Raw genomic sequence first — 12,165 nt, 5'->3', positions numbered from 1 at the left:
CATGAAAGGGCCGTCAACGGTCGGGTACGTCACTTCCCCGGCCGCCGCCGGACGGGAATAGATCCCGGCGCTCCTCCATCTCCTTCAGGAGGTCCTGGAGCTCCGAGCGGATCCAGTCGCGCGTGGCGACCTCGCCCAGGCCCATGCGCAGCGCCGCGATCTCCCGCGTCAGGTACTCGGTGTCCGCGATCGACCGCTCGTTCTGCTTCCGGTCCTGTTCGAGGTTGACCCGGTCCCGGTCGTCCTGCCGGTTCTGGGCGAGCAGGATCAGCGGCGCCGCGTACGAGGCCTGGAGGGACAGCGCGAGGGTCAGGAAGATGAACGGGTACTCGTCGAACTTCAGCGCCCCCGGCGCGAAGATGTTCCACAGCACCCAGACGACGATCGTCAGCGTCATCCAGACCAGGAACCGCCCGGTCCCCAGGAAGCGGGCGATCCGCTCCGACATCCGCCCGAAGGCCTCGGGGTCGTACTCCGGCAGCAACCGGGCCCGCCGCTCGCGCGGCAGGTCGAGCCGGATCCGGGGCACGGACCGCTCCCGGTCCCGCTCGCGGTCCTGCGTGCGTTCAGCGGCCATGCCCGGCCCCCTCCTCGTGGAACTCGGTCTCGCGCCAGTCGTCCGGCAGCAGGTGGTCGAGCACGTCGTCGACGGTCACCGCGCCGAGCAGGGAACCGCTCTCGTCCACGACGGGCGCGGCGACCATGTTGTACGCGGCGAGGTAGCTGGTGACGGCCGGCAGCGGGGTGTCCGGCCCGAGCGGCGGCAGGTCGCTGTCCACGATCGAGCTGACCAGGGTGAACGGCGGGTCCCGCAGCAGCCGCTGGAAGTGCACCGTGCCCAGGTACTTCCCGGTCGGCGTCTCGTCCGGCGGCCGGCACACGTACACCTGCGCGGCGAGCGCCGGGGACAGGTCCTGCTGGCGGACCCGGGCCAGCGCGTCCGCGACGGTCGCGTCCGGCCGCAGCACGATCGGCTCCGTCGTCATCAGACCGCCCGCCGTGCGCTCCTCGTACGCGAGGAGGCGGCGTACGTCCGCCGCGTCGTCCGGCTGCATCAGGGTCAGCAGCCGCTCCTGGTCCTCCTCCGGCAGCTCGGACAGCAGGTCGGCCGCGTCGTCCGGATCCATCGCCTCCAGGACGTCGGCCGCGCGCTCCTCCTTCAGCTTGCCGAGGATCTCGATCTGGTCGTCCTCGGGCAGCTCCTCCAGGACGTCCGCCAGCCGGTCGTCGTCGAGGGCCGCGGCCACCTCGGCGCGCCGCTTGGGGGAGAGGTGGTGCAGCGCGTTGGCCAGGTCGGCCGGGCGCAGCTTCTCGAAGGTGGCGAGCAGGTTCTCGGCGCCCTGGCCGTGCTCCTCCAGGGAGAAGCCGGTGACGGCCGACCACTCGACGGTCAGCGTCTCGCCCTTGCGGCGCAGCGCCCCGCCCTTGCCCTTGCGGACGAAGACCTTGTCGATCTCCCAGTCGCGGCGGGCGGGCAGCTGCTGGATGGCGACGTCGAGGACGGTGACCTCCTCGCCCTCCCGCCCGTCGGTCCCCACGAGCCGGACCCGCCGGTCGAGGAGCTCGCCGAGGACGAGCCGCTCGGTGGGCCGCTGCTCGAACCGGCGCATGTTGACCACGCCGGTGGTGATGACCTGCCCGGACTCGACGCCGGTGATCCGGGTCATCGGCACGAAGACCCGGCGGCGGCTCAGCACCTCCACGACCATTCCGAGCAGGCGCGGGGGCCGGCGGCCGACCCGCAGCATGGCCACCAGGTCGCTGACCCGGCCGACCTGGTCGCCGACGGGGTCGAAGACCGGAACCCCCGCCAGGTGGGAGACGAAGATCCGGGGGGCGCCTGCCGCCATGCCACGCGCCTCCTCGGTGCCGCACGATTCGAGTCCTCGCAGCGCCCGGCCGGTGATCGCGGAGCGCTACCGGTTCAGGCTAGCCCGTGCCGTTGTGCCCCGCTCCGGCAGTGCCTCCGTACGGCTGCCTGCGGGGGCCGCCGGCCGGCCCGGGTACGCTGCGGTCTGCTGTTACCCCGGTACCGGAGCCGGAACCCCCGGTACCGCCGGCGGTACCGGACCCCGCCCTTCCGCCCGGCCGGGGCCCGGCGCCGTACGCCCGCACGACACGAGAGGCAGCGCAGATGACCGTCCGCACCCCGTCATCGCGTATCCGCGGGGCCGTCGTGCCCCTGGCGCTCTGCGCCGGACTGACGGCGGGGCTCACGGCCTGCGCCGCCGACCCGGACGAGGGGACCAACGGGGTCGGGCGGCTCGCCGCCCCCGACATCGAGCGCGAGGCGCGGACCGTGGCGGACGCGGCGAAGGCGGTGCGCCTGGCCGGCACCCTGGTCAGCAAGGGCGGCACCTTCAAGCTGAACATGCGGCTCAAGCAGGGCGGCGCCACCGGTTCGGTGACGACGAGGAACAGCACCTTCGAGCTGATGCGGGTCGGGGACACGCTCTACCTGAAGGCCGACGCCGGCTTCTGGTCCCACGACAAGGGCGACGACAAGCCGACGAAGGCGGACGCCGAGGCCGCCGAGAAGCTCGACGGCAAGTACGTGAAGGTGCCGCAGGACGACCCCTCGTACAAGCAGCTGCGCGGCTTCACCGACATGAAGCCGCTGCTCGACGGGCTGATCGGGCTGCACGGCGAGAAGGTCAAGGGCGACCGCACCCGGGTCGGCGCGGTCCGCACGATCAAGGTCAAGGGCGGCGCGGACGGCGAGGGCGGCGTCCTCGACGTGGCCCTGGACGGCTCCCCGTACCCCGTGCAGTTCGCGCGGGGCGGCGGCGGGGGCGTGGTGATGCTCTCCGACTGGAACAAGGACTTCCCGCTCGCCGCGCCGACGAAGGACGAGACCGTGGACTACGGCAAGCAGCTGCCCCGCGCCTGAGGGGGAAGCGGGCTCCCGGCTTCCCGGCTCCAGGCTTCCCGGCTCCCCGGCTTCTCAGCGGCGCTTGCGGCGCTTCAGGAGCAGCCGGGGGAGCGCGGCCGGCGCGGGACGCCGGGTCGTGGCCCCCGTCGGCAGCGGTACGGCCGCCAGGGAGCCGTCCGGCAGCTCCGCGGCGATCTCCCGGGGGTCCAGCCGCACCACCCGGCACTCGCGCGCCCAGCGGCCCGGCATCGCCTCGCCGTCGGGCGCGTTGAGCCGCTTGCCCTTCAGCTCCGCGACGGCCGCGTCCCACTCCTCCGTACCGGCGGCGAGCTCGCGCACGGCGGCCGTCCAGGCGACGATCCGGCCACCCTTGTCCTTGCTGCGGACCGTCACCTCGGCCGTCCCGCCGTCCACCAGGCCCGGCAGCGGCTGCTCGCCGGGGCCGTCGCCGACGACGAACGCGGCGCCGTCGTGCCAGACGTGCCAGAGCGCGCGGGCGGGCCCGGTGCCGCGCACCCACACCAGGCCGGACTTCTTGGTGGCCTCCTCGACGAGGGCGGGCCCGAGCGACTGATCGGTCATGGCCGCAGCCTATCCACCCGGGTCCGGGCTACAGCCAGCCGTTGCGCTTGAGGGTGCGGTGGATGGTGAGGCAGACCACGACGATGCCGGTCAGCACCATCGGGTAGCCGTACTTCCAGTGCAGCTCCGGCATGTGGTCGAAGTTCATGCCGTACACCCCGCAGACCGCCGTGGGGACGGCGACGATCGCCGCCCACGAGGTGATCTTGCGCATGTCTTCGTTCTGCGCGACGGTCGCCTGCGCCAGGTTGGCCTGGAGGATCGAGTTGAGCAGCTCGTCGAAGCCGACGACCTGCTCCTGGACGCGGGCGAGGTGGTCCGCGACGTCCCGGAAGTACTTCTGGATGTCCGGGTCCACGAGCCGCATCGGCCGCTCGCTGAGCAGCTGCATCGGCCGGAGCAGCGGGGTGACGGCCCGCTTGAACTCGAGGACCTCGCGCTTGAGCTGGTAGATCCGGCCGGTGTCCGTGCCGCGCGTGGAGCCCTTCACGGCGGGTGAGAAGACGTCGATCTCCACCTGGTCGATGTCGAGTTCGACGGCGTCGGCGACCGCGATGTAGCCGTCGACGACGTGGTCCGCGATGGCGTGCAGGACGGCCGAGGGGCCCTTGCACAGCAGCTCGGGCTCGCCCTGGAGGCGGTGGCGCAGGTTGCGCAGGGAGCCCTGGCCGCCGTGCCGGACGGTGATGACGAAGTCGGGGCCGGTGAAGCACATGACCTCGCCGGTCTCGACGACCTCGCTGGTCGCGGTGAGTTCGGTGTGCTCGACGTAGTGGATCGTCTTGAAGACGGTGAAGAGGGTGTCGTCGTACCGCTCCAGCTTGGGCCGCTGGTGGGCGTGGACGGCGTCCTCGACGGCGAGCGGGTGCAGCCCGAACTCGGCCGCGATGCCGGCGAATTCGGCCTCGGTCGGCTCGTGCAGGCCGATCCAGGCGAAGCCGCCCTTCTCCCGCACGCGCCGCATCGCGCCGCGCGGGGTCAGGCATTCGTCGTCCTCGGCCCGGCGCCCGTCGCGGTAGACGGCGCAGTCCACGACGGCGGTGGACGCCGAGTGGTCGCGGGTGGGGTCGTACGCGGTGTACGTGGTGGGGGTCTTGCGCAGGGGGTGCCGCAGGCTCGGACGGACGGCGGCGCGCAGGTCACGGATCATCGACATGGGCATGCTCCTTCACGGAGAGGCCGTCGGCGAGCGTGGCACAGCCCGGAATGGGGACGTGGAGCTACGTCGTCCACAAAGCGGGCGGCACCGGAGGATCGCGGTGACGGCGTTCGCTACAGACATTCGCTACGGACAAGCGAGGGCGAAGTGCTCTTCCGTCGTGCGAGATGCCGGAGAAGGGGGTCGCGGGTCCGTACGGACCGGAGGATCGCGCGGTCCTGGAATCGCGTACCCGGAATCACCGGGAGGAAAAGCGCACCGGGCTGGGGTGCGGGGCGGAAGAGCCGCTGGTACTGCCCGACCGACTTCGGTCCATCGCAGCCCCACCTCCTCCGGCCGGTCCCCCGTGGGGGATGACGTGTGACGAGTGGTCGGGGGATCCAGCACTCCCGGCCAGCGGCCAAGGCTATCAGCCGACAGAGGGTCAATCCTGTCCTTTGCCCGTTCCATACGCGCTTTATGCTCAACCCATGGGAGAAGTTCTTGCTCTGGTCGAGGCCCGGTTGCGTACGGCCCTGGGGGAACCGGACGCGCGCGCCGCGGTGACGTTCCTCGGCACGGACCGGATCGAGGTGCTCCGCTTCGTCGAGGGCGATCTCGTGCGGTACGCGACCCTCGGGATGTCCGCGCAGCCGATGGCCGATCCGACCGCCGCGCTCGCCGATCCGGTAAAGGGCCCGCGCGCGGAACTCGTCCTCACCGTGCGGGCCGGGCTCGCCGACACCGACAAGGTGCTGCGCCCGCTCGCGGTGCTCGCCGCCACCCCGCAGGTCGAGGGCGTGATCGTGGCCCCCGGCGCCTCGCTGGACGTGGGCGACCCGCTCTGGCCCGGCGCCCCCTTCACCTCGGTCCTGGTGGCGGAGTCCGGCGGCCTGGTCGAGGACCTGGACCTGGACGAGCCGATGGACCCGGTGCGGTTCCTGCCGCTGCTGCCGATGACGTCGAACGAGGCGGCGTGGAAGCGGGTGCACGGGGCGCAGGCCCTGGAGGAGCGCTGGCTGGCGCGGGGGACGGACCTGCGGGATCCTCTGCGCGGGTCCGTGCCCCTCGACTGAGGGTCCCCGACTCCTTCGTGCCGCCGGTCAGTCGGCGAAGACGCCGACACCGTCCTCGGTGGCGTGTCCGGGGGCCAGCTCCTCGGCCTCGTGGGTGAGGGCGGTGCGGCGGACCACGACGACGGCGGCGCCGAGCAGCGCCGCCGCGCCGGCCACCAGGAACGGCACGTGGACGTCGGTCCACTCCTCGATCTTCGGGGCGAAGTACGGGGCGGCCGCCGCGGCGAACCAGCGGACGAAGTTGTAGCCCGCGCTCGCGACCGGGCGCGGGGCGTCCGAGACGCCGAGGGCCAGCTCGGTGAAGACGGTGTTGTTGACGCCGATGAACGCGCCCGACAGGACCGTGCAGACGATCGCGGTGGTGTGACCGCCGTAACCGAGCACCACCACGTCCGCCGCGAGCAGCACCAGCGAGCCGGTGAGCACCGTGAGCGAGCCGAACCGGCGCTGGAGCCGGGGTGCGACGAGCACCGAGAAGACGGCGAGCAGCACGCCCCAGGCGAAGAACACCGCGCCGGACTTGTACGGCGTCATGTTCAGCACGAACGGGGTGAAGGCGAGCACGGTGAAGAACGCGTAGTTGTAGAAGAACGCCGCCGCCGCGGCCGAGGCGAGGCCGCCGTGGCCCAGCGCCCGGAGCGGGTCGAGCAGGGAGGTCTTCCGGGCCGGCTTCGGCTGCTCCTTGAGGAAGACCGTGATGCAGAGGAAGCCGATCGCCATCAGGGCGGCGGTGCCGAAGAAGGGGTAGCGCCAGCTCGCGTCGCCGAGGACGGCGCCGAGCAGCGGCCCGCAGGCCATGCCGAGGCCGAGCGCCGACTCGTAGAGCAGGATCGCCGCCGCGCTGCCGCCGGCCGCCGCGCCGACGATGACGGCGAGCGAGGTCGAGACGAAGAGCGCGTTGCCGAGGCCCCAGCCGGCCCGGAAGCCGACGAGCTGGCCGACGGTGTCGGAGGTGCCCGCGAGTCCGGCGAAGACGACGACGAGCGCGAGTCCGGCGAGCAGGGTTCCGCGACCGCCGATGCGGCTGGAGACGAAGCCGGTGACCAGCATCGCGACGGCGGTGATCAGGAAGTACGAGGTGAAGAGCAGCGACACCTGGCTGGGGGTCGCGTGCAGGCCCTGGGCGATCGACGGCAGGATCGGGTCGACGAGGCCGATGCCCATGAAGGCCACGACCGAGGCGCCGGCCGTGGCCCAGACGGCCGGGGGCTGGCGCAGGAGGCTTTCGCCGGTGGGGGCTTCTCCGGCGAGCGCTTCTCCGGCGAGGACTTCTCCGGCGGGCGCTTCTTCTCTCTCCATGGGGGTCGTTCCTCCGTCGTGTCCGGATGGGCGCGTGATGGTGGGGGCGTCCACAGAATAAGTTAGACGGCCTAATAAGTGCAAGCTACACTTATATGGGGAGGCGAAGTGCGGGTATAGCGGAAGGGATGTGCGAGTGGGCGGCCCGTGTCGGACGGGTGATCGTTCGGGGTCGTCCTTGACGCGGGACGGAAGGGGTAGGACCGTTGAGCCCTATGAGGGGCGAACCCAGTTGCCCGAAGTGCGGTGGCCGGGTCAGAGCGCCCGGTCTCTTCGCCGACTCCTGGCAGTGTGACGCGCACGGCTCGGTGCACCCGCTCCAGCCCGTCGTCCCGCCCAGCGTCGAGGCCCTCGGCGTCGTGGCGCACCGCTCCCAGGTGCCCGTGTGGATGCCGTGGCCCCTGCCCGTCGGCTGGCTCTTCACCGGAGTCGCCTACGCGGGCGACGACCGCAGCGGCGGCCGCGCGACCGCCGTCGCCTGCTCGGGCCCCGGCCCGCTCGGCGGCATCGGGGAGCTGCTCCTGGTCGCCGAGGAGCTCGGCGTCGGCCTCGGCGCCCGCTACGCCGGCATCGACGGCCTCGACCCCGCCGCCGGCATGGCCATCGAGAAGCCGCCCCAGACGAAGGTCCTCGCCGCCGGCCGCCCCACCCCCCTCTGGCACGTCAGCGGCGCCCCGCACGACCGCGCGGTCTTCGCGGGCGAGGCGCGCGGCCTCTGGCTGTGGGCGATCGTCTGGCCCGAGCAGTCCGGCCTCCTGATGTACGACGAACTGGTCCTCACGGACCTGCGCGACGCCGGCGCCGAGGTCGAACTCCTGCCGTGCGGGGCACTCACGCCGAGGCTGCTGGGCTAGGGCCTGTCCGGCGGATCATGGCCGAAGCCGCGACGCCTGGCACGGCACCTCGCCGCGTTGCCGAAACGGCCCGACAGCTCCGCCATCGAACCGCTCCGGCGCCTTGCGATGCTTCCCCTGGGCCCTGCGGGCCCGGGGAGGCCCCATGCACCAGACGCCGCGGCCTACCCGACCCTGATCCGCCGGACAGGCCCTAGGGCACGCCCCAGGAGGCCCCGGGGCCGGGGCGTTCCTTCCGTGCGGTCGTGTTCGATTCGCCCGTTATGCTGGAGCGTCCCTCGTCCGTCCCGAGCCCCCGGAGTACCGCGTCGTGCGCATCGATCTGCACACCCACTCCACGGCCTCCGACGGCACGGACTCCCCGGCCGAACTCGTGCGGAACGCGGCCGCCGCCGGGCTCGACGTCGTCGCCCTCACGGACCACGACACCACCCGCGGCCACGCCGAGGCGATCGCCGCGCTGCCCGAGGGGCTGACCCTGGTCACCGGGGCCGAGCTGTCCTGCCGGGTCGACGGGATCGGCCTGCACATGCTCGCGTACCTCTTCGACCCGGAGGAGCCCGCGCTCCTCGCCGAGCGCGAGCTCGTCCGCGACGACCGCGTGCCCCGCGCCCGCGCCATGGTCGGCAAGCTCCGGGACCTCGGCGTCCCCGTCACCTGGGAGCAGGTCGCCCGGATCGCCGGTGACGGTTCCGTGGGCCGCCCGCACGTCGCCGAGGCGCTCGTCGAACTCGGGGTCGTCCCCGACGTGTCCGGCGCCTTCACGCCCGAGTGGCTCGCCGACGGCGGCCGGGCGCACGTCGGCAAGCACGAGCTGGACCCGGTCGAGGCGATCCGCCTCGTCAAGGCGGCCGGCGGCGTCACCGTCTTCGCGCACCCCCTCGCCGTCAAGCGCGGCCAGGTCCTCCCGGAGGCCGCGATCGCCCGGCTCGCCGAGGCCGGTCTCGACGGCATCGAGGTCGACCACATGGACCACGACGAGGCGACGCGGGCGCGGCTGCGCGGGCTCGCGAAGGAGCTCGGTCTGCTGACCACCGGCTCCAGCGACTACCACGGCAGCCGCAAGACCTGCCGCCTCGGCGAGTACACCACCGACCCCGAGATCTACGGCGAGATCACCCGCCGCGCGGCGGGGGCCTTCCCGGTCCCCGGCGCCGGGGGACCCGTCACCGCCTAGGCCTCCGGCCCCGCCGTCCGGGGCCGTACCTCCACGGAACCCGCCCGTCCGTCCGGCCCCGGCCGGACGGCACGTCCGCGCGCGTCCACAGGCCTCCCCCTTCCCGGTCCACCCCCGCACGGCCGCGTGCCGCGCGCGGGGCGGCACACCCCCTGCCCCGCTGCCGGAATCCCGCATTCCGCTGCTCGCGGGCGACACCCCACCGTTCCACCTCTCCCCCAAGGCACCCCACCGTGTTCGACGTCGCCGTCTTCGGCTCGCTGTTCCTGACCCTCTTCGTCATCATGGATCCCCCCGGGATCACCCCGATCTTCCTCGCCCTGACCTCCGGCCGCCCGGCCAAGGTGCAGCGCCGGATGGCCTGGCAGGCCGTCGCCGTCGCCTTCGGCGTCATCACCGTCTTCGGCATCCTGGGCCAGCAGATCCTGGCGTACCTGCACGTCTCCGTCCCCGCGCTGATGATCGCGGGCGGACTGCTCCTGCTGCTCATCGCGCTCGACCTGCTCACCGGCAAGACCGACGAGCCCAAGCAGACCAAGGACGTCAACGTCGCCCTGGTCCCGCTCGGGATGCCGCTGCTCGCCGGGCCCGGCGCGATCGTCTCGGTCATCCTCGCCGTGCAGCACGCCGACGGCGCGGCCGCCCAGATCTCCGTCTGGGCCGCCATCGCCGCCATGCACGTCGTCCTCTGGCTGACCATGCGGTACTCGCTGGTGATCATCCGGATCATCAAGGACGGCGGCGTCGTCCTGGTGACCCGGCTCGCCGGCATGATGCTCTCCGCCATCGCGGTGCAGCAGATCATCAACGGCGTCACCCAGGTGATCCGGGGCTCCTGACCCGTCCCCGGGCGGCCCCGGACACCACTGCGCCCCCGTACGGATTCCGCTGTCGCGAAGTCCGTGCGGGGGCGCGGTGCGTGGGGTGGACCCGACCTGTTACGAGGCCGAGGTCTCGGCGGGGCGGATCCAGATGCGCTGGCCGATCGAGGCGGCCTGCTGCACGATCCGGTTGACGGAGGCGGCGTCCACGACCGTCCGGTCGACGGGCGTGCCGTCGACGTCGTCGAGTCGCAGGATTTCGAAGCGCATGGGCTTCTCCCTTCGTCTGAGTTGATCCTCCTGGTGGAGAACTGCGTTACATGCCTGTACAACGACGTGCACCCTGCAAACATTCCTTACGCTAAGGAAAATTTTCGGATGACTAAATACTGACGAGTAAGAGGGTGTGGCGGCCGGCCGGACGGCGGCGGACAATGAGCCGCGTATGAACGACGCAGACACCCCACAGGTGACCGAGACCGACACCCGCCTCCGCGCACTCGACGCACGCCTGGAGCACACCAACGAGCTCCTCCGGCGGATGCTGGCCGAGGTCGCCAAGACCCCTTCCACCCACGCCATCTTCGTCGACGCGGGTTACGTCCATGCTGCGGCCGGGTTGCTGGTCGTCGGCACCGAGGACCGGCGCTCCTTCGACCTCGACGCGGAAGGGCTCATCGAGGCCTTCATCGACAAGGCCCGCACGATCTTCGCGGACAGCAGGCTGCTCCGCGTCTACTGGTACGACGGCGCCCGCCGCCGCATCCACACCCCCGAGCAGCAGGCCATCGCCGAACTCCCCGACGTCAAGGTCCGCCTCGGCAACCTCAACGCCAACAACCAGCAGAAGGGCGTCGACTTCCTCATCCGCACGGACCTGGAGTCCCTCGCCCGCCACCGCGCCATCAGCGACGCCGCCCTCGTCGGCGGCGACGAGGACCTCGTCTCGGCCGTCGAGGCCGCCCAGGGCTACGGCGCCCGCGTCCACCTCTGGGGCATCGAGGCCGCCGAGGGCCGCAACCAGGCCGAGGCCCTCCTCTGGGAGATCGACAGCCAGCGCACCTTCGACCTGGACTTCTGCCGCCCGTACGTCACCCGCCGCCCCGTCACCACGTACGAGAACGAGGGCGAGCCGCCGCCCTCCCGCGAGGAGGTGCGCTTCGTCGGCGCCCAGATCGCGGCGACCTGGCTCGCCGAGCGCGGCCGGGACCGGCTCGCCGAGCTCCTGCCGGGCGCGCCCTACCTGCCCGGATCGGTCGACCAGGACCTGCTCGTCGAGGCGGAGCGCCTGCTCAGCCGCTCCCTGCGCGGCCACGCCGCGCTCCGGCGCTCCCTGCGGGACGGCTTCTGGCAGCACCTCAAGGCGCAGTACTGACCTCCCGGGAGGCGGCCACGCGCTCCCAGAAGCCGAGGAGACGGGCCGTCAGCTCCTCGGGGTGCGACACGTTGGGGGAGTGGCCCGCGCCCGCCACCACCGTGTGGTGCGCCCCGGTGCGGGCCGCCGCCGCGGCGAGGTCGGCCGTCGACCAGACCATCTCGTCCGTCCCGTACGCGAAGTGCAGCGGCGTCCGCAGCGCGAGCAGCTCCTCCGTACCGTCCTCGCGGTCGAGCAGCAGCCGCCCGGCGCCCCTCAGCTGGGCGATCCGGGTGCGGTTCCAGCGCCGCAGCAGGAAGTCCGCGAGCCCCGGCACGTCGGAGGTGTCCGGCTCCTCGCCCCGGCTGTCCAGCCAGCACATCGCCCGCCACACCCGGTCCTTCGACAGCAGCGCGAGCCCGGCCCGCAGCGCCCGCACCCGGACCCGCTGCGGCCGGGAGACCCGCCCGACGCCGGAGGAGAGCAGGGTGAGGGAGCGGAAGGCGTCCGGCGCGACCGCCGCCGCCGCCCGCGCCACCAGACCGCCGAACGAGTGCCCCACCAGGTGCACGGGGCCGTCCCCGAGCGCGGCGGCCTGCGCCACCGCGTCGAGCGCGAGCGCCCGGCGGCGGTAGGCGGCCCGGCCCCGGGGACCCGGACTGTCGTGCTGCCCGCGCCCGTCCACGGCCACCGCCCGGTACCCGGCGTCGGTCAGCGGACCGAGGAGGGCCAGGAAGTCCTCCTTGCTGCCGGTGTACCCGGGCAGCAGCAGCACCGTGCCCCGCCGCTCCCCGTCCGGCTCCGCGTCGAGCACGGCGAACGGCCCGCGCACGGTGTCGAGACGGCGGACGCGGGTGCGCGGCGGCAGGGCCAGGGACCTGGGCTTACTCATACGGGGACTGTAATCCCCGGGGCGCGGGACGGCGCGGCCCGGGGACGCCGCGACGGCCCGACCCCCGGGAGGGGGGACCGGGCCGTCGCGGCGGTACGGG

Annotated in this window: 13 protein-coding genes; 6 read left to right on the top strand and 7 right to left on the bottom strand. The window is 72.8% G+C overall.

What is annotated here, in order from left to right:
* Positions 1 to 13: 13 nt before the first annotated feature.
* Positions 14 to 577: a DUF1003 domain-containing protein gene (locus ACIQD7_RS27820; RefSeq protein ID WP_121832728.1), complete on the bottom strand. Its 564-nt coding sequence runs from the start codon at positions 575 to 577 to the stop codon at positions 14 to 16.
* On the bottom strand, positions 567 to 1,850 hold the full coding sequence (locus ACIQD7_RS27815; protein ID WP_402445111.1) for a magnesium transporter MgtE N-terminal domain-containing protein: 1,284 nt from the start codon (positions 1,848 to 1,850) through the stop codon (positions 567 to 569). Before ACIQD7_RS27815 ends, ACIQD7_RS27820 begins: the two co-directional genes overlap by 11 nt.
* A gap of 284 nt (positions 1,851 to 2,134) precedes the next feature.
* On the opposite strand from ACIQD7_RS27815, the gene ACIQD7_RS27810 reads away from it, so the two are divergent.
* Positions 2,135 to 2,890, top strand: coding sequence for a hypothetical protein (locus tag ACIQD7_RS27810; protein ID WP_402445109.1), 756 nt, complete (start codon positions 2,135 to 2,137; stop codon positions 2,888 to 2,890).
* 54 nt (positions 2,891 to 2,944) lie between these two features.
* Here the strand turns inward: ACIQD7_RS27810 and ACIQD7_RS27805 are convergent, their stop codons facing one another.
* Both ACIQD7_RS27805 and ACIQD7_RS27800 read right to left on the bottom strand, forming a co-directional pair.
* Positions 2,945 to 3,454, bottom strand: coding sequence for a hypothetical protein (locus ACIQD7_RS27805; protein ID WP_161371628.1), 510 nt, complete (start codon positions 3,452 to 3,454; stop codon positions 2,945 to 2,947).
* Positions 3,455 to 3,482: 28 nt separating this feature from the next.
* A complete protein-coding gene (locus tag ACIQD7_RS27800; RefSeq protein ID WP_402445107.1) occupies positions 3,483 to 4,610 on the bottom strand; it encodes a magnesium and cobalt transport protein CorA in 1,128 nt (375 codons plus the stop codon).
* Between the two features lie 473 nt (positions 4,611 to 5,083).
* On the opposite strand from ACIQD7_RS27800, the gene ACIQD7_RS27795 reads away from it, so the two are divergent.
* Positions 5,084 to 5,668: a suppressor of fused domain protein gene (locus ACIQD7_RS27795; protein ID WP_121832723.1), complete on the top strand. Its 585-nt coding sequence runs from the start codon at positions 5,084 to 5,086 to the stop codon at positions 5,666 to 5,668.
* 27 nt (positions 5,669 to 5,695) lie between these two features.
* Here the strand turns inward: ACIQD7_RS27795 and ACIQD7_RS27790 are convergent, their stop codons facing one another.
* The gene (locus tag ACIQD7_RS27790; protein ID WP_402445104.1) at positions 5,696 to 6,967 is read right to left on the bottom strand and encodes an MFS transporter; all 1,272 of its coding nucleotides are present in this window, start codon (positions 6,965 to 6,967) and stop codon (positions 5,696 to 5,698) included.
* A gap of 215 nt (positions 6,968 to 7,182) precedes the next feature.
* Between ACIQD7_RS27790 and ACIQD7_RS27785 the strand changes: the two genes are divergently transcribed.
* From ACIQD7_RS27785 to ACIQD7_RS27775, 3 genes are all read left to right on the top strand, one after another.
* Entirely contained in the window at positions 7,183 to 7,821 is a 639-nt protein-coding gene (locus tag ACIQD7_RS27785; protein ID WP_121832721.1) for a DUF6758 family protein, read from the top strand.
* A 310-nt stretch (positions 7,822 to 8,131) separates the two neighbouring features.
* Complete coding sequence (locus tag ACIQD7_RS27780) at positions 8,132 to 8,998, top strand: PHP domain-containing protein (RefSeq protein WP_402445102.1); 867 nt, start codon at positions 8,132 to 8,134, stop codon at positions 8,996 to 8,998.
* A gap of 233 nt (positions 8,999 to 9,231) precedes the next feature.
* The gene (locus ACIQD7_RS27775; protein WP_121832719.1) at positions 9,232 to 9,837 is read left to right on the top strand and encodes a MarC family protein; all 606 of its coding nucleotides are present in this window, start codon (positions 9,232 to 9,234) and stop codon (positions 9,835 to 9,837) included.
* A gap of 99 nt (positions 9,838 to 9,936) precedes the next feature.
* Here ACIQD7_RS27775 and ACIQD7_RS27770 read toward each other — a convergent pair whose 3' ends face one another.
* A complete protein-coding gene (locus ACIQD7_RS27770; protein WP_104860408.1) occupies positions 9,937 to 10,089 on the bottom strand; it encodes a hypothetical protein in 153 nt (50 codons plus the stop codon).
* Positions 10,090 to 10,264: 175 nt separating this feature from the next.
* Here ACIQD7_RS27770 and ACIQD7_RS27765 point away from each other — a divergent pair, with 175 nt between their 5' ends.
* Positions 10,265 to 11,194 (top strand): NYN domain-containing protein, encoded by a 930-nt coding sequence (locus ACIQD7_RS27765; protein WP_402445101.1) that lies wholly within the window; start codon positions 10,265 to 10,267, stop codon positions 11,192 to 11,194.
* Here ACIQD7_RS27765 and ACIQD7_RS27760 read toward each other — a convergent pair.
* On the bottom strand, positions 11,178 to 12,065 hold the full coding sequence (locus tag ACIQD7_RS27760; protein ID WP_121832717.1) for an alpha/beta fold hydrolase: 888 nt from the start codon (positions 12,063 to 12,065) through the stop codon (positions 11,178 to 11,180). The genes ACIQD7_RS27765 and ACIQD7_RS27760 overlap by 17 nt on opposite strands.
* Positions 12,066 to 12,165: the final 100 nt, after the last annotated feature.

This window comes from Streptomyces sp. NPDC093071, assembly GCF_044754545.1.
Taxonomy (GTDB): domain Bacteria; phylum Actinomycetota; class Actinomycetes; order Streptomycetales; family Streptomycetaceae; genus Streptomyces.
The sequence above is the reverse complement of the archived record's forward strand: the minus strand, read 5'-3'. Positions and strand labels throughout refer to the sequence as shown.

Bases quoted from the DNA above. Each gene is read 5' to 3' on its own strand.
- ACIQD7_RS27810 (WP_402445109.1), top strand. From the start codon at position 2,135: ATGACCGTCCGCACCCCGTCATCGCGTATCCGCGGGGCCGTCGTGCCC.
- ACIQD7_RS27795 (WP_121832723.1), top strand. From the start codon at position 5,084: ATGGGAGAAGTTCTTGCTCTGGTCGAGGCCCGGTTGCGTACGGCCCTG.
- ACIQD7_RS27785 (WP_121832721.1), top strand. From the start codon at position 7,183: ATGAGGGGCGAACCCAGTTGCCCGAAGTGCGGTGGCCGGGTCAGAGCG.
- ACIQD7_RS27820 (WP_121832728.1), bottom strand. From the start codon at position 577: ATGGCCGCTGAACGCACGCAGGACCGCGAGCGGGACCGGGAGCGGTCC.
- ACIQD7_RS27770 (WP_104860408.1), bottom strand. From the start codon at position 10,089: ATGCGCTTCGAAATCCTGCGACTCGACGACGTCGACGGCACGCCCGTC.
- ACIQD7_RS27790 (WP_402445104.1), bottom strand. From the start codon at position 6,967: ATGGAGAGAGAAGAAGCGCCCGCCGGAGAAGTCCTCGCCGGAGAAGCG.
- ACIQD7_RS27805 (WP_161371628.1), bottom strand. From the start codon at position 3,454: ATGACCGATCAGTCGCTCGGGCCCGCCCTCGTCGAGGAGGCCACCAAG.
- ACIQD7_RS27765 (WP_402445101.1), top strand. From the start codon at position 10,265: ATGAACGACGCAGACACCCCACAGGTGACCGAGACCGACACCCGCCTC.
- ACIQD7_RS27760 (WP_121832717.1), bottom strand. From the start codon at position 12,065: ATGAGTAAGCCCAGGTCCCTGGCCCTGCCGCCGCGCACCCGCGTCCGC.
- ACIQD7_RS27800 (WP_402445107.1), bottom strand. From the start codon at position 4,610: ATGTCGATGATCCGTGACCTGCGCGCCGCCGTCCGTCCGAGCCTGCGG.
- ACIQD7_RS27815 (WP_402445111.1), bottom strand. From the start codon at position 1,850: ATGGCGGCAGGCGCCCCCCGGATCTTCGTCTCCCACCTGGCGGGGGTT.